Here is an 18,949-nt window from a genome sequence, read left to right as displayed (position 1 = left end):
CGCGGGAGCTACCGCGCGGCCGGCGCCTTGCGCGCACCCACCATCCGCAGCACGAGGTCGGCGTAGAGCGCGCCGACCTCGTCGGGCGTCCAGGCCCCGTCGATGCTGAACCAGCGCGCCACGTCGATGCAGAGCGACAGCACCGCGAGGGTCGTGCCCTGCACGTCGAGCACCTCGAACTCGCCCGCGGCCACGCCGTCCTCGATGACGCCGCGCACCTCGGCGTCGCACTGCCGGCGCAGCGCGACGATCTCGGCGCGGGCCTCGGGGCCCAGCGAGTCGAGTTCGTACTGGACCACGCGCGCGGTGGTGCGCCCCCCGGCGTGCCAGCGCACGAAGGAGCTCACCGCGTCGGCGAGCCGCTCGCTCGCGGTGCCCTCGCGGCGCGCCGCGGTGCGCAGGATGTCGAGGGCCCGCTCGTGGCCGATCCTGCTGATGCGGTGCAGCAGCTCTTCCTTGGTCTTGTAGTGGATGTAGAGCGCGGCCGGGCTCATCCCGGCGCGACCCGCGATGTCACGGGTCGTCGTCGCGTGGTAGCCACGCTCGGCGAAGGCCTCCACGGCGGCGATCAGCAGTCGCCGGGCCGCCTCGGGGGTGACCTCGGCCCATGGCTGCGTCTCGCCGCCGGCCGTCTCCTCCGCCGTAGTCATCGCTCGTTCGCCCCTCTCGCCGACCAGAGGCACCACCATACCGCCGAAGCTGAGCGGGCGCTTAGCGAGGCCGCCCCGGGCGCCCTGGCACGCCGGGCGCTCAGAGCTTCTCGAACGGGTCGTGCTCGGCGAGCAGCTTCTCCAGCCGGGCCTGGTCCACCCGGCTCACGATCTGCCCTGCCTCCTGCCGGTCCCGGATGACCTTGGCGAGCGTGAAGGCGGACGTGACGAGGTAGAGGACGGCGATGGCGAGGAAGGCCCGCACCCACGGGTCGGCGTCCATCCGGAAGATGCCGACGGCGGTGGCGCCGAGGGCGACCGCGAACGACGCGACGGCCTGCCCGTAGAAGGCGGCCGTGCTCTGCTGCTTCACCGGTGTGTCAGTCATGAGGTACAGGATCGGCGGATGTGGCGCCCACCACATCCGCCGAAGTACTCAGAAGGTACTCAGAACGCGGAGACCCCCGTGAGCGCCCGTCCGATGAGCAGTTTCTGGATCTGACTCGTGCCCTCGTAGAGGGTCATCACGCGTGCGTCGCGCAGCAGTTTGCCCGCCGGGTACTCGTCGATGTAGCCGTAGCCGCCGTAGACCTGGAGGGCGTTGTTGGCCGCGCGCACGGCCGCCTCCGAGGCGAAGAGCTTGGCCTTGGAGGCCTCGGTGGCGAAGGGGAGCCCGCGGTCGATCAGGTCGGCGACCCGCCAGGTGAGCAGCCGGGCGGCGTCGACGTCCACGGCGATGTCGCTGATCAGCTCCTGGACGAGCTGGTGATGGGCGATGGACCGGCCGAACTGCTCGCGCTCCCCCGCGTGGCGGACCGCCGCGTCGAGTGCGGCCTGGGCGATGCCGACGCATCCGGCCGCGACCGACATCCGCCCCTTCGCCAGGGCGGACATGGCCACGGAGAAACCCTTGCCCTCGGGGCCCAGCATCGCGGAGGCGGGCACCCGCACGCCCTCCAGGACCAGTTCGGCGGTGGCCTGGCCGCGCAGGCCGAGCTTGCCGTGGAGGGTGCGGCGGGTCAGTCCGGGCGCGTCCGCCGGCACCAGGAACGCGGAGACACCCTTGTGACCGGGCGCGTCCGTGGACCGGGCGAAGAGCAGCACGACGTCGGCCCAGGTGCCGTTGGTGATGAACATCTTGGTGCCGTCGATGACGTAGTCCCCGCCGTCACGGACGGCGCGGGTGGTGAGGTTGCCGGCGTTGGAGCCGGTGCCCGGCTCGGTCAGGCCGAAGCAGCCGACGTACGCGCCGGAGGTCAGGCCGGGCAGCCAGCGCCGCTTCTGGTCCTCGTCGCCCCAGGCCGCGACGGTCTTGGCGACCAGTCCGAGGGAGACGGAGACGATGCCGCGCACGGAGGAGTCACCGCGGCCGAGTTCCTCGGTGACCAGGCAGTAGGCGAGATGGTCGCCGCCGCTGCCGCCGTACTCCTCGTCGACCGTCAGGCCGAGGAAACCGACCTTGCCGAGCTTCTCCACGATCCCCCGGTCGACTTCCTCGGCCCGGTCCCAGGCGATGACGTAGGGGGCGATCTCGCGGTCCACGAAGTCCCGGGCGAGCCGCCGTACGGCGGTCTGCTCCTCGCTCAGTTCCAGGTTCATGACACGTCACCCCACAGGAAAGGCACACCTTGAAAGTCGTGCTTTAAATTAGCACTGCTAGTTTCTGGCTCAGCCCTACTATGTGCGCCATGGCCCGACCGCGCAAGCCCCTGCTCAGCACCGACCGGATCGTGGACGCGGCCCGGGCGCTGGTGGACACGGAGGGCCTCGCGGCCGTCTCGACCCGGCGGCTCGCCGCGGAGCTCGGGGTGAGCGGGCCCTCGCTCTACAACCACTTCCGTACCAAGGACGAGATCCTCGAGGCGGTCGCCGACTCGGTGAGCGCGCAGGTCGATCTGTCGATGTTCGAGGACGGACGGGACTGGCGGACCGCGCTGCACGACTGGGCGGTCTCCTACCGGGCCGCGCTGCGCGCGCATCCGAACATCGTGCCCGTGCTCGCCCGCGGTCCCGGCCGCCGCCCGGCCGCGCTGCGGCTCGCCGACGCCGTCTACGGCGCGATGGTCGAGGCCGGCTGGCCGCCGGCGCAGGCCACGTCCATCGGCGCGCTGATGCGGTACTTCATCATGGGTTCCGCGCTCGGCTCGTTCGCCGGGGGGTTCGTGACCGACGAGAGCGCCTACGACCCCGCCGACTACCCCCATCTCGGGCAGGCGCACCTCCTCGCCGAGCGGCAGGAGAAGATCGACGAGCGGGCCTTCGAGACGGGGCTCGGCGCACTGCTGGAGGGGCTGGCGCAGCAGTACGCCCAGGTCGCGCGGCTCGGGTAGGCATACTTCGGTGCCCGCCGAAAGATGCGTGCCCCATGCTGGGGGCATGACCTCCAAGGACCCCAGGGCACCCGCGCTCGCGCGGCTCGCCGGGCTGCTGGCCGACGAGACACGGGCCGCCTGTCTGCTGGCGCTGCTCGACGGGCGGGCGTGGACCGCCGGTGAGCTGGCGCGGCACGCGGGAGTGGCCGCGTCGACGGCGAGCGAGCATCTCGGCAAGCTGGTCGCGGGCGGGGTGCTGGCGGAGGCACGGCAGGGGCGGCACCGGTACGTCCGGCTGGCCGACGCGCGCACCGCGCAGCTGGTGGAGGATCTCGCCGCCCAGGTCGCGCCGGGCACCTTGCCGCGGCGGCCGGGCGGGCTGCGCGCGGCGAGCGCCGGTTCCGCCATGGCGCGCGGGCGCACCTGCTACGACCATCTCGCCGGGCGGCTCGGCATCACGCTCACCGACGCGCTGACGGCGCGCGGCCTGCTGCGGGCGACGAGTGCGGCGCGGCAGGGGCCCGACGGCGGGACGTCTCCCCCGCCGCAGGCCAAGGATCCGCGCACCGCCGGGCACGACCACCACGGCGGACGGGCCCCGGGGGCGGAGGGCCGGCGGGACACGGGGTTCGCGCTCACGGACGCCGGCGAGCGGTGGTTCGCGCGGACGGGTATCTCCCTGGACCGCACCGGGCGCCGTCCGCTGGCCCGCGCCTGCCTGGACTGGACCGAGCGCCGGCCTCATCTCGCGGGCGTCGCGGGCGCCGCCCTGTGCCGGCACGCCCTGGACACGGGTTGGTGCGTGCGCATCGGCTCGGAGCGGGCGGTCAAGGTGACCCCGGCAGGCGAGCGTGCGCTGTCCGAACTGCTCGGCGTCGACGCGGACGCGCTGCTCTGAGCATCCCGCACGCGGCACCCCGCACCTCGGCCCGTTCCCCGTCCGAAATCCGCGAGCCCGCGGCACCCTCCCCCTTCTAGCCTCGGAGCATGATGAACGTCGCCCCTCGTACCCAGCTGCTGGCCGCCGGCGCCGCCACCGTCACGGTGGTGCTCTGGGCCTCCGCCTTCGTCTCGATCCGCAGCGCGGGAGCCGCGTACTCGCCGGGCGCTCTGGCGCTCGGGCGGCTGCTCGCCGGAGCCCTCGTGCTGGGGGCGGTCCTCCTCGTCAGGGGGGAGGGCCCGCCCCCCCGGGAGGCCTGGCACGGCATCGCGATATCGGGCGTGCTGTGGTTCGGCTTCTACATGGTCGCCCTCAACTGGGGCGAACAGCAGGTCGACGCCGGCACGGCGGCCCTGGTCGTGAACGTCGGGCCGATCCTCATCGCCCTGCTCGGCGCCCGGCTCCTCGGCGATCCCATGCCGCCGCGCCTGCTGGCCGGGATGGCGGTGTCGTTCGCCGGAGCGGTGACCGTGGGGCTGTCGATGTCCGGCGAGGGCGGCTCCTCGGTGCTCGGGGTGGCCCTGTGCCTGCTGGCCGCGATCGCGTACGCGGGCGGGGTCGTGGCGCAGAAGCCGGCCCTCGGCCGTGCGAGCGTGCTGCAGGTGACGACGTACGGATGCCTGGTCGGCGCGGTGTGCTGCCTGCCGTTCTCCTGGCAGCTGGTGACGGAGGCGGCCCACGCCCCGGTCACGGCCACCCTCAACATGGTGTATCTGGGCGTCTTCCCGACCGCGCTGGCCTTCACCACCTGGGCGTACGCGCTGTCCCGTACGACCGCCAGCCGCATGGGCGCGACGACCTACGCCGTCCCCGCCCTGGTCGTGCTGATGTCGTGGCTGGCGCTCGGCGAGGTGCCGGGGCTGCTGACGATGGCGGGCGGCGCGCTGTGCCTGGCCGGTGTGGCGGTGTCGCGGTCCCGGCCGCGGTCCGCGGCGCCGGGGAGCGCACCGGCGTCGCGGACCGAGCGGACGGCCTCGAAGTCAGCGTGAACGCGCCCGGTCCGCCAGCACCTTGATGGACAGCAGCGCGATCACGGCGAGGCCGATGATGTAGGCGGACACCGCCATCGACGTGCCGGTCGCCTCCAGCAGCAGCACCATGACGAACGGCGCGAGACCGCCACCGGCGACCGCCGCGATCTGGTAGCCGAGGGAGGCGCCCGTGTAGCGCATCTCGGGCGTGAACAGCTCGGCGAACAGGGCGGCCTGGGGGCCGTACATGATGCTGAGGAAGCAGCTGGCGACGAAGGTGCCGACCGCCAGCCACAGCAGTGAACCGGTGTCGATCAGCAGGAACAGGGGGACGGCCCACAGCCCGATGCCGACCGCGCCGAGAGCGTAGATCCTGATCCGGCCGACACGGTCGGAGAGCGCGGCCGAGGCGGGGATCAGGACGAGCTGGGTGAGGCTGACGCAGAGCGAGACGGTGAGCACCGCGCCGCGCCGCATGTCGAGTTCGCGGGTGGTGTAGTCGAGGACGCCGGTGATCAGGATGTAGAACGTCGCGGTGTTCACGGCGAAGGAGCCGCCGGCGAGCAGGACGGTGCCGAGGTGGTGGCGCAGGATCGTGCGCAGCGGGCTGTTCTGCTCGGACTCCTCCCGTGCGGCCAAGGCCTTCTCCGCGTCCCGGAACTCGGGGGTCTCCTCGACGCGGGTGTGGATGTACCAGGCGAGCGCGAGCACGAGGACGCCGACCAGGAACGGCAGGCGCCAGCCCCAGGACTCGAACGCCTTCTCCGAGGTGAGCGCGCCGGCCAGCAGGAAAACGGTGTTGGCGGTCACCACGCCGATGGGGACGCCGAGTTGGACGACGCTGCCGTAGACGCCGCGCTTGCCCTCGGGGGCGTACTCCGTGGCCAGCAGCATCGCGCCGCCCCACTGGGCGCCGACCGCGACACCCTGCGCCACCCGCAGGAGGACCAGGAGGACCGGCGCGGCGACACCGATCGTCTCGTACGTCGGCAGCAGGCCGATGCCGGTGGTGGCGACGCCCATCAGCGTGAGCGCGAGGACCAGCATCGGCTTGCGGCCGCGCTTGTCACCGAGATGACCGGCGACGACGCCCCCGAGCGGGCGGGCGAGGAACCCGACGGCGAAGGTGGCGAAGGCGGCGAGCACACCGGCGGTGGAACTGCCGGAGGGGAAGTACAGGTCGCCGAGTATCAGGGCGGCGGCGATGCCGAAGACGAAGTAGTCGTACCACTCGACGGCCGAGGCGAGAGCGGCCGCCGTGGCGACCCGGCGGCGGTTGCCCGTGGGGCGGGCGGTGGTGGCGGTGGGGGTGGGGTGAGCGGAGGGGGGCGTGTCCATGCGTGCACACTCCGGTGGGTGCGTGGGTGCGTGGGTGCGTGGGGACGTGGGGGACGTCGGGACGTGGGGAGGTTCCGGGGAACGTACTGACCGGACGGTATGGGGTCAACGGTCGTGCGTGAAGGTACCGGGGAGACAAGGGGGACCCGGGTGGTCCCCGGGTCCCCTGTGGCGGAACTGCTCGACGCGCCGCGTCAGAAGCGCGTCAGAAGACCACCAACGCCCGGCCGCCCTTGCCCGCCAGCATGTTCTCGAACGCGGCCGGGATGCCGTCCAGGGCGATCCGTTCCGTCACGAGGGCCGACAGGTCCAGCCGCCCCGCCCGGATGTGCTCGGCCAGGACCGGCAGGTCCCGTTCCGGGTCGCAGTTGCCGTAGACGCAGCCGGACAGGGTGCGGCCCCAGTGGAAGATCTCCAGGGCGTTGAAGGTGACCTGCTGGTCCTTGCCGCCGATGCCGACCACCGTGGTGCGCCCGCCGCGCCGGGTCGACTCCCAGGCCGCGCGGATGGTGACCGCCCGGCCCACGCATTCCACCGCCACGTCGACGCCCTGCTTGCCGGTCAGCGCGCGGATCTCGCGGGCCGTGGTGTCGGAGGCGACGACGTAGTCGGTGGCGCCGGCCGCGCGGGCCAGTTCCTCCTTCGCCGGCGAGACGTCCACCGCGACGATCCGGGACGCGCCCGCGATCCGCGCCGCCTGGAGGGCCGCCAGGCCCACCCCGCCGACGCCGAACACCGCGACCGTCTCACCGGGCCGGACCTGGGCCGAGTGGTGCACGGCGCCGTAGCCCGTGAGGACCGCGCAGCCCAGGAGCGCCGCGTCGGTCAGCGGCACCCCGGCGGGCGCGGGCAGCGCGCAGGACGTCGGCACCACCGTCTCCTCGGCGAACGCGGCCACGTTCAGCCCGGGGTGCAAGGCGGCACCGTCGGACGTGCGGTGGGCGTGGACGGCCGCGGAACCGTTCAGGGCGTTGGCGCACAGCCACACCTCCCCCCGCGCGCAGGCGGGGCAGTCGCCGCACGACGGAGCCCAGTTGAGGACCACGCCGTCGCCCGGTGCGAGCCGGTCGACCCCTTCGCCGACGGCGACCACCGTTCCCGCGCCCTCGTGGCCGAGCACGGCCGGGACCGGGACGCGCATGGTGCCGTCGGACAGGGACAGGTCGGAGTGGCACACCCCGGCGGCGGCCAGGCGGACCCGGATCTGGCCCGGTCCTGGAGCGGGGAGGTCGATCTCCGTGACCTCCAGCGGGGCCCCGACAGCCGGAAGGACGGCGGCACGCACAGCCATGACAGTGAACTCCTCTAGAACTGGAGGGACTTGGTCTGGAGGTACTCGGTCAGGCCGTGCACGCCCAGTTCGCGGCCGACACCCGAGCGCTTGTAGCCGCCGAAGGGCGCGAGCGGGTTGAAACGGCCGCCGTTGATGTCGACCTGGCCCGTCTCCATCCGGCGCGCGAAGGCCACCGCCTCCGCCTCCTCGCCCGCCCAGACCGCGCCGGCGAGCCCGTACACCGTGCCGTTGGCGATCCGCAGGGCGTCCGCCTCGTCCTCGTACCGCAGGATCGACAGGACCGGCCCGAAGATCTCCTCCTGGGCGATGGCCATCTCCGGCGTGACGTCGGCGAAGACGGTCGGGCTGACGAAGTAGCCGCGCTCCCGCGGCGCCTGCGTGCCGCCCGCGACCAGGCGGGCGCCCTCGGCGACGCCCTTGTCGATGTATCCGCGCACGCGGTCGCGCTGCCGGGCGTTGACGAGGGGACCGAGGCGCTCGCCGTACTTGGCGGCCGCGGCGACGGCCAGTTCGACGGCGGCGGTGTACTGCGAGGTGTGCACGAGCATCCGGGTCCACGCGCTGCATGTCTGACCGGAGTTGGACATCACGTTGGCCACACCGACGCCGACCGCCTTGGCCAGGTCGGCGCTCGGCAGGATGACGTTGGCGGACTTGCCGCCGAGTTCGAGGGCGACCTTCTTGACAGCGGCGCCCGCCGTGGCGGCGATCCTGCTGCCGACCGCCGTGGAGCCGGTGAAGGAGACCAGGTCGACGCCCGGGTGCTCGGCGAGTGCCTGCCCGGCCACCGGGCCGAGGCCGGTCACGAGGTTGAACACGCCGGCCGGCACGCCCGCCTCGTGCACCGCCTCCGCGAAGGCCTGGGCGGTCAGCGGGGTGTCCTCCGCCGGCTTCAGGACGACGGTGCAGCCCGCGGCGAGAGCCGGGGCGACCTTGGCGACGATCTGGTGCAGGGGGTAGTTCCAGGGGGTGATCGCGCCGACCACGCCGACGGGCTCCTGGTAGACGGTCGAGTTGCCGACCTTCTCCTCGAAGGCGTAGGTCGCGGCCAGTTCGGCGTACGAGCCCGCGACCGCGATCGGGGCGCCCATGTGCACCGCCTGCGAGAAGGGCAGGGGCGAGCCGAGCTCGGTGGTGATCGTCTGCGCGATCTCGTCCTTGCGGGCGACCAGTTCGTCGCGCAGGGCGGCCAGGCGCGCGGCGCGCTCGGCGGGCGGCGTGACCGACCAGCCCGGCAGCGCGGCGCGGGCGGCCCGCACGGCCTGGTCCACGTCCTCGGCGGTGCCGGCCGGGACCCGGCCGACGACCTCCTCGTCGGCCGGGTTCACCACCTCGATCACGTCCTGGCCTGCGGCGGGGCGCCAGGCACCGTCGATGTACATCCCGTCCCGGGCCTTCATGGCCTACCTCCCGAACAGCGGCGTCGTCGGCACCCAAACTAGCGGCGATAGTTTTTCGGCGCCAGGCCCGGCGGGGAGGGTACGAAGGCGCCGCCGAGTGCTCAGAAGTCGACCCGCACCTGATCGTCCACGCGGCCGACCGACTCCTGGCCGAAGGCCTTCTCGTAGTCCCGGCGGATCTCCTCGACCTCGCGGTCCCTGAGCGCCGCCTCGCCCGCCGGGTACAGCAGGATCAGCTCGTAGGACCGCTCCTTCGCGAGGGTGCCGCTCGCCTCGCGCCACTGCCCGTATCCGCTCTGCACGGTCAGGCCGTCGGGGAAGTCCGGGGTCACCTCCTTGTCGACGAAGGCCATGAACTGCCCTTCGGTGACGGCCGGTCCGCCGTCGGGCCGTGCCGTACCGAACAGGAGCCGCGTCTCGGTGTAGGCCGCGCCGCGCACCGGGGTGGGGGGGGCAGGGGCCTCCTCGTCGAAGGCGGCGTAGGCGGTCGGCGCCCCGAGGACGAGCAGGGCGGCGCCGGCCGCGAGGGAGATGCGGCCACGAGTGAGCTGAACAGTCATGCCCCTTCCCTTACCGCCCCCGGCGGACCGCACCACGGTGCCCACGCCGCGGACCGCCCAGGGAACGGACCGCACGGAAGCACGAAGGGCGCGCACGAAGAAGGGGGCGCGTACGTCAACTCCCCTGACGCCCCCGGCGTCCCATCCGCGCCGTGGGAGCCCGGTCACCCGCCCCCGCACACGCATGGGCGGCACGGCACCGCACGGACCGGACCGCACCCGGCGGCGGGTGACCGGACCGGTCCGCGACGGCCGCTTCGCACCGCAGGACCGGGCGCCACCCAGCGCACCCACCGCCGTCGCGCCGCCCCGCAACTCCCGCCCGCGCCACAGGACCGGCGCCACCACCGCACGCACGACTGCCGCACCGCCGGCGCCGACGTCACACAGTCGACGACACCACCGTCGCACCGCGCCGCAGCGGACTGCGTCACGCAGCCCACGCACCGCCGCCGCACCGCGGGGCATCCCGGCGATCGGCATCCCGGCCGGCCGAGTGCGACGGCTCCGCGCAGCCCACGCACCGCCGCCGCACCGCGGGCGTCCCGGTGGTCGGCGTGCCGGTCGGGGCCGCGTGCCCGGGGGAACTCCGTTCACGAGCCGCTCTTCTCCCGGCCTCTTGTGGTCGGGTGAGGGGAGGCCGGGCGGGCGGACGCTGTCGCGTCGCGCGGCGGGCGGGTGGGTGAGCGCATCGCGACTCCCGCCGACAGCAGCAGCAGACCGCCGAGCATCACGAACGGGGCCGCCACCCCCGCGACCCCGGCGATCAGACCCGCCGTCGCCGGGGCCGCGACCTGGCCCAGGCGGTTGCCCGTGAGGCGCAGCGCCAGGGCGGTGGAGCGGGCGTCGGGCGGGGCGGCCCGGACCACCGTCGTCATGGACAGCGGCTGCCCGACCCCCAGGCAGAAGCCCAGCGCCGCGAGGACCGGTGCCAGCGCCCACACCGGCACCGGCAACGCGATCGCGGCGCACAGCAGCGCCGCCAGCAGACAGCTCAGGGCGAGCAGCAGGGTGCGGCCCAGCTTCAGCAGCGGGGTCAGCACGAGCCGGCACGTGATGGTCGCCGCCGCTCGCAGACCGAGCAGCAGACCGACCACCGAGGGTGCGATGCCCCGATCCTCGCCGACCACCGGCAGGTAGGCGGTGAGGACGTCGGTCGCGGAGAGCACGGAGAGGCTGACCAGGATGCCCGCGGGGACGCCCCGGGCCCGCAGGATGCCCCGCACCGGGACACGTTCGCCGCCTGCCGCGCGGGCACCGTGCGGCAGGCGGCGCTGCTCAATGCGCCACAGCGACGTGCACGCGACCGCGGCGACCGCCCCCGCGACGAGCAGGGCGAGCGCGCTGCTGCCCGCCATGTCGTGGCCGCCGATCAGGGCGCCGGCCGCGACGGGTCCGACCAGCTGTCCGAGGGAGGCGCCGATGGTGAAGTGCCCGAAGTTGCGGTCCTGTTCGTGCGGGGCGGACTGGCGGGCGACCAGCGACTGGGCGCCGATGACGAAGCCGAGGTGCCCGAGGCCCATCACTCCGCTCCAGATCGCCATCCCCCACAGGGAGTCGACGAGGCCGCTGAGCGCGCAGCCGCCGGATATCAGGACGACACCGGCGGGCAGCAGGGGCGCGCAGCGGCCGTGGTCGGTACGGCGGCCCAGCGGCACGGCGGCGAACAGCGGGAGCAGGGCGTACACCCCCGCGATCACCCCGATCGCCCGTTCGTCGGCGCCGAGCGCGAGGGCCCGGTAGGAGACGGCGGGCCGGGCCATCGACACCGCCGCCTGCGCGAAGCTGAAGGCGATGACGAGGCGGAGCAGCCAGCCGCGGTTCCCAGCGGGCCCCATGGGCGTGTACCTCCCGGCTGAAGTTCGGGTGCGGATGCGTCAGATGATGCCGAACAGGATTCCGGCGCCCAGGATCACCAGGCACGTCATGGCCGCGTACTTGACGACGAACCGCGTGTGGTCGCCGAACTCGACCTTCGCCATGCCGACCAGCACGTACACGGCGGGCACCAGCGGGCTCGACATGTGCAGCGGCTGCCCGACCAGCGCGGCGCGGGCCATCTCCACCGGCGTCACCCCGTGCGCCGCGCCGGCCTCGGCAAGGACCGGCAGGACCCCGAAGTAGAAGCCGTCGTTGGACATGAAGTAGGTGAGCGGGAGGCTCAGCACGCCGGTGACCAGGGCCATGTGCGGCCCCATGCTGTCGGGGATGATGTCGACCAGCCAGGTGGCCATGCCGTCGACCATCCCGGTGCCCTGGAGCACGCCGGTGAAGACGGCGGCGGCGAAGACCATGCCGGAGACGTTGAGGACGTTGTCGGCGTGTGCGGCGAGGCGAGCTTTCTGGTCCGGGATCTTCGGGAAGTTGACGGTGAGCGCGAGGGCGGCGCCGATCAGGAACAGCACGGGGATCGGCAGCACCTCCATGATCATGGCGGTGAGCAGGCCCGCCGTGAGCAGCGCGTTGAACCAGAGCAGCTTGGGACGCAGGGTGGCGCGGTCGGGGTCCAGGCCCTGGAAGTCGTCGTCGCCGAGGTTCTCGGCGTCGGTGCCGGAGCCGACGGTGGCCCGCCCGGCGCCCGCACCGGAGCCACCGGAGGCACCGGCCGCACCGACGCCGCCCGAGCCCACGAGCACGGTCTCCTTCTCCTCCTCCAGCACCTCGTCCAGCGTCAGCACGCCGAGCCGTCGGCGCTCGCGCAGACCGAGGACGTACGAGAGGGCGACGACGAAGACCAGACCGACGGCGAGGGCCGGGATCATGGGCACGAAGATGTCGCCGGCGTCCAGCTTCAGTGCGGTGGCGGCGCGGGCGGTCGGGCCGCCCCACGGCAGGGTGTTCATCACGCCGTTGGCGGTCGCCGCGACACCGGTCATCACGACCAGGCTCATCTTCAGCCGCTTGTAGAGCGGGTACATCGCCGAAACGGTGATCATGAACGTGGTCGAGCCGTCGCCGTCCAGCGACACGATCGCGGCGAGCAGCGCCGTCCCGACGACGATGCGCATCGGGTCGGCCTTGCAGAACTTGAGGATGCCCCGGACGATCGGGTCGAAGAGACCGACGTCGATCATCACCCCGAAGTAGACGATCGCGAACATGAGCATCGCCGCGGTGGGGGCGAGGCTGGAGACTCCGTCGATGACGTAGTCGCCGAGGTGCGCGCCCTTGCCCACGACCACGCAGAAGAGCGCGGGGATGAGCACGAGCGCCGCGATCGGCGACATCTTCTTCAACATGATCAGGACCAGGAAGGTCGCGATCATGGCGAAGCCGAGGATGGTCAGCATGAATGGATACCTAACGTTCGCCCTTGAACTCCCACCAGGGCCGGCGGTTCGACGACGTTAGGTCCCGTCAAACGGCGTTAACAAGACGTTGACGTGCGAGCAATAAGCGCAAAACTCCTGGTCACGGCTTTGCTCAGGTCAGCGCGGTGAGCGTTTCGGTCACCGGCGCGAGCTCCACGGGCACGCCGTTGAGGACCGCGTTGCCGGAGAGCGGGTCGAGCAGGCTGCCGTCGAGGAGCTGGTTGACGTTGACGCCGGGGTCGGTGGCGGCGTGCGCGAGACGGGTGCCGGGGCGGTCGTGGCCCCAGCCGTGCGGGAGGCTGACCACGCCGGGCCGTACGCCGTCGGTGACCTCGGCGGGGGCCGTGACCTCTCCCCCGGCGCCCTTCACCCGGACCGGCGCCCCGTCGCGCACGCCGAGCCGGGCGGCGTCCTCGGGGTGGATCTGCAGGGTGCAGCGGTTGGTTCCGCCGGTCAGGGCGGGGACGTTGTGCATCCAGCTGTTGTTGGACCGCAGATGGCGGCGTCCGACGAGCACGAGGCCGGCGGCGCGCTCCGTCATGGCCCGGCGCAGCCGCGGCAGATCGCCGGCGAGGGGCGCCGGCAGCAGCTCGACCTTGCCGCTCGCCGTCTTCAGCGGCTGCGGCAGCCGAGGGCGCAGCGGCCCGAGGTCGATGCCGTGCGGATGCGCGAGCAGTTCGGCCAGGCCCAGCCCGCCGGGACGTGCGCCGAAGCCGTCGCCGTACGGGCCGAGACGCAGCATCATGTCGAGACGCCGCTCGGGACCGTTGTCGCCGTCGAGCCGGGCGGCGAGTTCGCGCGGGTCCCGGCCGTGCACCGGTGAGTGGGGGTCCGTGACGGCCTTGCCGAGGGTCTGCTCGACGACCGTCGCGTCGACGGCGGCGGGGTCGGCGCCGTGCATGCCGGAGACGGCCAGCACGAGCCGGGCGAGGATCTCGGTCTCGGCCATCCGGCCCGGCTCCAGCGGGACGGCGGGGCGGGTGTAGCGGACCTGGTTGCGCACGGCGAGGGCGTTGAAGGCGAAGTCGTGGTGGGCGCTCTGGGACGGCGGGGGCGGCGGCAGCACGACGTGGGCGTGGCGGGAGGTCTCGTTGAGGTAGGGGTCGACGCTTACCATGAAGTCCAGCGAGTCGAGGGCCTTGTCGAGCCGGTCGCCGTCGGGCGCGGACAGCACCGGATTGGCGGCGATCGCGATCAGTGCCCGTACCGGCTCGCCCTCGTCGGTGGCGGTGTCGATCTCCTCGGCGAGCGCGGAGAGCGGCACCTCGCCCTTCGCCTCGGGATGCCCGCTCACCCGGGACCGCCAGCGCCCGAGCGCGAAGCCCCGGCCGGGCCCTGCCGGGCGGGGTGTGCGGTCGGTGGCGGCCTGCGGGAAGAGGGCGCCGCCCGGCCGGTCGAGGTTGCCGGTGAGGATGTTGAGGACGTCGACGAGCCAGCTGGCGAGCGTGCCGTGCGGGACCGTGCAGCTGCCGATGCGTCCGTAGACGGCGGCGGTGGGGGCGGCGGCCAGTTCCCGGGCGAGGGCGCGTGTGACGGCGGGCTCGACGTCGCAGGCACCGGCGACGGCCTCAGGAGTGAAGTCCTCTATCGCTTCCCGGAGTTCCGTGAGTCCCTCGACATGCGGGGCGAGGTCGCCGAGCGCGACCAGGTCCTCCTCGAAGAGGACGTGTGCCATCGCGGCGAGCAGCAGGGCGTCCGCGCCGGGCCGGATGGCGATGTGACGGTCGGCGAGCCTGGCGGTGCGGGTGCGGCGCGGGTCGATCACGGTCAGCGTGCCGCCGCGCGCCTTGAGCGCCTTGAGCTTGCCGGGGAAGTCGGGCGCGGTGCACAGACTCCCGTTGGACTCCAGGGGGTTGGCGCCGATCAGCAGGAGATGGGCGGTGTGGTCGAGGTCGGGCACGGGGATCGCGTTCGCGTCGCCGTACAGGAGCCCGCTGGAGACGTGCTTGGGCATCTGGTCGACCGTGGAGGCGGTGAAGACGCTGCGGGTGCCGAGGGCTCCGAGCAGGACCGGCGGGTAGAGGGCGCCGGCCATGGTGTGCACGTTGGGGTTGCCGAGGACGACGCCGACGGCGTGCGCCCCGTAGCGCTCGACGACCGGGCGGATCCCGGCGGCCACGGCGTCGAACGCCTCCTGCCAACTGGCCTCGCGCAGCTCGCCGTCCCGGCGCACGAGGGGCCCGCGCAGCCGGTCGGGGTCGCCGTCGACGGCTCCGAAGGCGGCGCCCTTGGGGCAGATGAACCCGTCGCTGAAGACGTCCTCGCGGTCCCCGCGGGCGCCGGTGACCCGGGTCCCCTCGATGGTGAGCGTCAGCCCGCAGGTGGCCTCGCACAGGGGGCAGATTCGCAGGGCGGTGCGGGGCATGGGTCCTCCCGGGTCTGACGACGACGGCGACACACGGACGCGACGAGCATACCGACCGGTACGCATGTCGGGGAGCCCCCTACGAGAGCCCTTGTGCGGGAGCCCTTCCACGAGAGCCCTTGTGCGGGAGCCCTTCCACGAAAGCCCGTGCACGCGAGCCCTTCCACGAAAGCCCGTGCACGCGAGCCCTTCCACGAGAGCCCGCGCGCGGAAGCACTCCTACGGGAGCCCTTGGACCCGAGCCGTCGCGAGGAGCCGTCGCGAGGAGCCGTCGCGAGGAGCCGTCGCGGGTCTCCCGTCAGTCCAGCACCCGCCCCAGGTAGGCCCGCAGCATCTCCCGCATCTCCGCGACGATGCCCTCGTCCCCCTCCGGATCCACCCGGAACGCCAGTTGCACCAGGGCGTCCGCGGTCTCCACGGCGATCAGGAAGGTGCGCCGCAGCTCCGCGTCCGGCTCGCGGGTGAGATGGCCGCCGAGGAGCTCGGTGAGCCTGTCCGCCACACGGTGGTTGGGCTCGGACTGGCGGCTGCCGACCGGGATCTGGTTGCCGAAGTCCACGAGGGAGAAGCCGGGCGCGGTCCGCTTCATGAGGAGGTACTCGTCCAGCACGGCGTCCATGGCGGCCCGCCAGTCGCCCCGCTCCGCGCCCTCCAGGCGGGCTTTGACCCGCTCGGCGTAACGGTCCAGATTGCGCTGGGCCAGCGCGTGGGCCATCTGCCTCTTGTTGCCGAAGAAGCGGTAGACGGAGCCGATGGGCACGCCGGCCCGCTGGGCCACGGCGCGGGTGCTCAGGTCGTCGTAGCCGACCTCGTCGAGGAGGTCGGCGCAGGCGTCGAGGATGCGGGTCAGCCGTTCGGCACTGCGCCGCTGGACGGGCGCACGACGGAGCGTGGTCGGTTGGGGCACGGGCTTCATGATGCCGTTCCGCCGGGATCCGGTGAACCTCCGCCTCCGGTCCGCCCGTTCACTTGCGGCGCACCCGTGGTGGCCGTCGGCTCGCTGCCCGAGGCGGTGATGTCGGCCGTGCACTCGACGGGCTCGCCGTCGACCGCCCACACGGTCCCGTCGTCCGCGTACAGCCGCGCGGTCACCTGGTGTGTGCCGCGCGGGACGAGCGCCGCGGCCAGCCGGTGCTCGGGGTCGCGCAGTTCGGCCACCGGGCGGCCGTCCACGAAGAGGCGCGCGACGCCCCGGCCGGGGACCGCCCGGGGCGCCGTACCGGCCGGCGAGAAGCCGAAGTCGCGCAGGCGCAGACGCACGTCCCACCCGGCGCCGGAGGCATCGGGCTGCACCTCTATGCCGATCTCGGGCGCGTCCTGCGCGCGCACCTCGCGGTAGGGGCGTCCGGCCTCGTCGGTGTCGTCGAGCAGCCGGCCCGCCGCCGGCGGCGAGTCCCCGTTCTTCGGCTCCCCGGCATCGCTCGTGCCACAGCCCGCGGCCGCGACCACCACCAGGGCACAGACCGCGAGGGCGGTACGGGATCGGTGCGTCCACGACATGCGGGCGAGCGTAGAACACCGGTACGACACCCCGAATCCCCCTGGAGTCTGGTTCTCGGCCGTCCTCCGTCGTCCGCCGAGAGGAGGGCGCACGTCCCCCTTGCGCCGGAGCAACCGCAATCCTACGGTGAACCATAGGAATCGGCGTGCAAGGGAGCAGCGATCATGAGCGATGGGGGTACCTCCCGCGCGAGCGTGTTCGAGCGTGGGGAAGCGCGGAAGACCGCCGAAGGGCTGGATTACCTGTCCGGATTCGGCAACGAGCACAGCTCACAGGCCCTTCCGGGCGCACTGCCCGAGGGCCGCAACTCACCCCAGCGCGCCCCCCTCGGCCTCTACGCGGAACAGCTCAGCGGCACGGCGTTCACCGAGCCCCGCGCCCACAACCGCCGCTCGTGGCTCTACCGCATCCGTCCCTCGGCCGCACACCCGGCGTTCACCCGCACCGACAACGGCGGCCTGCGCTCGGCCCCCTTCACCGAGACCGTCCCGGACCCCAACCGGCTGCGCTGGAACCCGCTGCCCGAACCGCCGCCCGGCACCGACTTCCTGGCGGGCCTGTGGACCCTCGGCGGCAACGGCGACGTCACCCAGCGCACCGGCATGGCCGTGCACCTCTACCACGCCACCGCCGACATGGACCGCGTCCTCAGCGACGCGGACGGCGAGCTGCTGATCGTGCCGGAACGCGGCGGGCTGCTGCTGCGCACGGAGTTCGGGCTGCTGGCGGTGGAGCCCGGCCATGTCGCGCTGATCCCGCGCGGGGTCCGCTTCCGCGTGGAGCTCCTCGACGACGTCGCCCGCGGCTACGTCTGCGAGAACTACGGCGCCCCCTTCCGCCTGCCGGACCTCGGCCCGATCGGCGCCAACGGCCTCGCCAACCCCCGGGACTTCCGGGCGCCGGTCGCCGCGTACGAGGACGTCGAGGGCCCGGTGGAGGTGGTCAACAAGTTCTGCGGCAACCTCTGGACGGCGACGTACGACCACTCGCCGCTCGACGTGGTCGCCTGGCACGGCAACCACGTGCCCTACGTCTACGACCTGCGCCGCTTCAATGTGATCGGCACCATCTCCTACGACCACCCGGACCCGTCGATCTTCACGGTGCTCACCTCGCCGTCCGACACCCCCGGGCTCGCGGGCGTCGACTTCGTGGTCTTCGCGCCGCGCTGGCTGGTGGGCGAGGACACGTTCCGGCCGCCGTACTTCCACCGGAACGTGATGAGCGAGTACATGGGACTCGTCGAGGGCGCGTACGACGCGAAGGCCGAGGGCTTCGTGCCGGGCGGCGGCTCGCTGCACAACATGATGTCGGCGCACGGCCCGGACCGGGAGACGTTCGACCGGGCGAGCGCGGCCGAGCTGCGGCCGCAGCGGGTCGACGACGGACTGGCGTTCATGTTCGAGACGCGCTGGCCGATGACCCTGACACCGCAGGCGGAGCAGGCGGACCACCTGCAACAGCGCTACGACGACGTGTGGCAGGGCATGGAGCGGCACTTCCGCCCCTTGCACTGACCGGACCCTGCCGGTACGGATGGCCCCGTGACCTCCTTCGCCCCGGACTCGATCGTCCTGAACCGCAAGCTGCCGCTCTGGTACCAGGTCTCGCAGTCGCTGCGCGCCTCGATACTCGGCCGCTCGCCCCGGGACCCGCTGCGCCTGCCGACCGAGGAGCAGCTCGCGGGGCACTACGGCGTGAGCGTGCTGACCATGCGGCAGGCGCTGAAGGAACTGGAGGACGAGGGCCTGATCAGCCGGCACCGCAGGCGCGGCACCTTCATCGAGCCCAGCGCGCGGCGGGGCGCCCCGGTGCGGCTGCTGGGCTCGGTGGACGCGATCGTGGCCCAGCAGTCCGGCATGACCGCCGAGTTGCTGGACCACGGCCGCACGCCGGTGCCCACGGAACTCGCCGAGTACTTCCCCGACCTCGGCGAGGTGGCGACGTACCACCGGCTGCGCAGCGACGAGAAGACGGGCGAGCCGACCAACCACGCCCACAACTACGTCCGCCCCGAGGTGGCCGGCCGGATCGACCTGGACGATCTGGGCCGCTGGCCGATGACCAAGGTGCTGCGGGACGTGGTCGGGGCGGACATCAGCCGCATCACGGACACGGTGGAGGCCCGGCTCGCGGACCCGGAGACGGCACGGCTGCTCAACGTGCCGCTGCTCAGCCCGATCCTGCACTACACGGGCGTGACGTACGACGCGGACGGACGGGTGCTGGACGTCGCCGTCATCCACTACCGGGGCGACCGCTTCTCCTTCACGGTGACGCTGGACGCCACCTGACCCATGCGCCGGG

17 protein-coding genes are annotated in these 18,949 nt (G+C 73.0%); 5 read left to right on the top strand and 12 right to left on the bottom strand.

The genetic code is table 11. From position 1 onward, the window contains the following. Positions 1 to 8: 8 nt before the first annotated feature. The 3 genes from ACZ7LV_RS14785 to ACZ7LV_RS14775 all read right to left on the bottom strand — a co-directional run bounded on the left by ACZ7LV_RS14785 (position 9) and on the right by ACZ7LV_RS14775 (position 2,249). The gene (locus ACZ7LV_RS14785; RefSeq protein WP_471939389.1) at positions 9 to 650 is read right to left on the bottom strand and encodes a TetR/AcrR family transcriptional regulator; all 642 of its coding nucleotides are present in this window, start codon (positions 648 to 650) and stop codon (positions 9 to 11) included. A gap of 100 nt (positions 651 to 750) precedes the next feature. Beyond that, entirely contained in the window at positions 751 to 1,038 is a 288-nt protein-coding gene (locus tag ACZ7LV_RS14780) for a YiaA/YiaB family inner membrane protein (RefSeq protein ID WP_471939387.1), read from the bottom strand. 59 nt (positions 1,039 to 1,097) lie between these two features. After that, on the bottom strand, positions 1,098 to 2,249 hold the full coding sequence (locus tag ACZ7LV_RS14775) for an acyl-CoA dehydrogenase family protein (protein WP_471939385.1): 1,152 nt from the start codon (positions 2,247 to 2,249) through the stop codon (positions 1,098 to 1,100). A gap of 89 nt (positions 2,250 to 2,338) precedes the next feature. Between ACZ7LV_RS14775 and ACZ7LV_RS14770 the strand changes: the two genes are divergently transcribed. From ACZ7LV_RS14770 to ACZ7LV_RS14760, 3 genes are all read left to right on the top strand, one after another. Then, on the top strand, positions 2,339 to 2,980 hold the full coding sequence (locus ACZ7LV_RS14770) for a TetR/AcrR family transcriptional regulator (RefSeq protein WP_401678047.1): 642 nt from the start codon (positions 2,339 to 2,341) through the stop codon (positions 2,978 to 2,980). Positions 2,981 to 3,026: 46 nt separating this feature from the next. After that, entirely contained in the window at positions 3,027 to 3,860 is an 834-nt protein-coding gene (locus ACZ7LV_RS14765; RefSeq protein ID WP_471939383.1) for an ArsR/SmtB family transcription factor, read from the top strand. A gap of 89 nt (positions 3,861 to 3,949) precedes the next feature. Continuing rightward, positions 3,950 to 4,891, top strand: a complete 942-nt coding sequence (locus ACZ7LV_RS14760; protein ID WP_471939381.1) for a DMT family transporter — start codon at positions 3,950 to 3,952, stop codon at positions 4,889 to 4,891. On the opposite strand, the gene ACZ7LV_RS14755 is transcribed toward ACZ7LV_RS14760, so the two are convergent. From ACZ7LV_RS14755 to ACZ7LV_RS14715, 9 genes are all read right to left on the bottom strand, one after another. Beyond that, positions 4,883 to 6,211, bottom strand: coding sequence for an MFS transporter (locus ACZ7LV_RS14755; protein WP_471939379.1), 1,329 nt, complete (start codon positions 6,209 to 6,211; stop codon positions 4,883 to 4,885). The genes ACZ7LV_RS14760 and ACZ7LV_RS14755 overlap by 9 nt on opposite strands. Positions 6,212 to 6,416: 205 nt before the next feature. Then, positions 6,417 to 7,502, bottom strand: coding sequence for a Zn-dependent alcohol dehydrogenase (locus ACZ7LV_RS14750; protein ID WP_471939377.1), 1,086 nt, complete (start codon positions 7,500 to 7,502; stop codon positions 6,417 to 6,419). Positions 7,503 to 7,516: 14 nt separating this feature from the next. Then, entirely contained in the window at positions 7,517 to 8,905 is a 1,389-nt protein-coding gene (locus tag ACZ7LV_RS14745) for an aldehyde dehydrogenase family protein (protein WP_471939376.1), read from the bottom strand. A gap of 101 nt (positions 8,906 to 9,006) precedes the next feature. Beyond that, positions 9,007 to 9,465 (bottom strand): DUF3574 domain-containing protein, encoded by a 459-nt coding sequence (locus tag ACZ7LV_RS14740; RefSeq protein WP_471939374.1) that lies wholly within the window; start codon positions 9,463 to 9,465, stop codon positions 9,007 to 9,009. Between the two features lie 593 nt (positions 9,466 to 10,058). After that, positions 10,059 to 11,303: an MFS transporter gene (locus ACZ7LV_RS14735; protein WP_471939372.1), complete on the bottom strand. Its 1,245-nt coding sequence runs from the start codon at positions 11,301 to 11,303 to the stop codon at positions 10,059 to 10,061. 39 nt (positions 11,304 to 11,342) lie between these two features. Then, positions 11,343 to 12,755, bottom strand: a complete 1,413-nt coding sequence (locus ACZ7LV_RS14730; protein WP_471939370.1) for a CitMHS family transporter — start codon at positions 12,753 to 12,755, stop codon at positions 11,343 to 11,345. A gap of 133 nt (positions 12,756 to 12,888) precedes the next feature. Beyond that, positions 12,889 to 15,141, bottom strand: a complete 2,253-nt coding sequence (locus tag ACZ7LV_RS14725) for a molybdopterin oxidoreductase family protein (protein WP_471939368.1) — start codon at positions 15,139 to 15,141, stop codon at positions 12,889 to 12,891. A gap of 298 nt (positions 15,142 to 15,439) precedes the next feature. Beyond that, a complete protein-coding gene (locus ACZ7LV_RS14720; protein ID WP_471939366.1) occupies positions 15,440 to 16,057 on the bottom strand; it encodes a TetR/AcrR family transcriptional regulator in 618 nt (205 codons plus the stop codon). Further along, a complete protein-coding gene (locus ACZ7LV_RS14715) occupies positions 16,054 to 16,641 on the bottom strand; it encodes a hypothetical protein (protein ID WP_471939364.1) in 588 nt (195 codons plus the stop codon). Before ACZ7LV_RS14715 ends, ACZ7LV_RS14720 begins: the two co-directional genes overlap by 4 nt. A 165-nt stretch (positions 16,642 to 16,806) precedes the next feature. Between ACZ7LV_RS14715 and hmgA the strand changes: the two genes are divergently transcribed. Beyond that, positions 16,807 to 18,159 (top strand): homogentisate 1,2-dioxygenase, encoded by a 1,353-nt coding sequence (hmgA, locus tag ACZ7LV_RS14710; RefSeq protein ID WP_471939362.1) that lies wholly within the window; start codon positions 16,807 to 16,809, stop codon positions 18,157 to 18,159. A 27-nt stretch (positions 18,160 to 18,186) separates the two neighbouring features. Beyond that, positions 18,187 to 18,936 carry a GntR family transcriptional regulator gene (locus ACZ7LV_RS14705; RefSeq protein WP_471939360.1) on the top strand — a complete coding sequence of 250 codons (750 nt, stop codon included), beginning with the start codon at positions 18,187 to 18,189 and terminating at the stop codon, positions 18,934 to 18,936. Positions 18,937 to 18,949 lie beyond the last annotated feature (13 nt).

The organism is Streptomyces sp. NPDC107562 (assembly GCF_055657325.1).
This window is presented reverse-complemented; position numbering and strand designations above follow the sequence as displayed.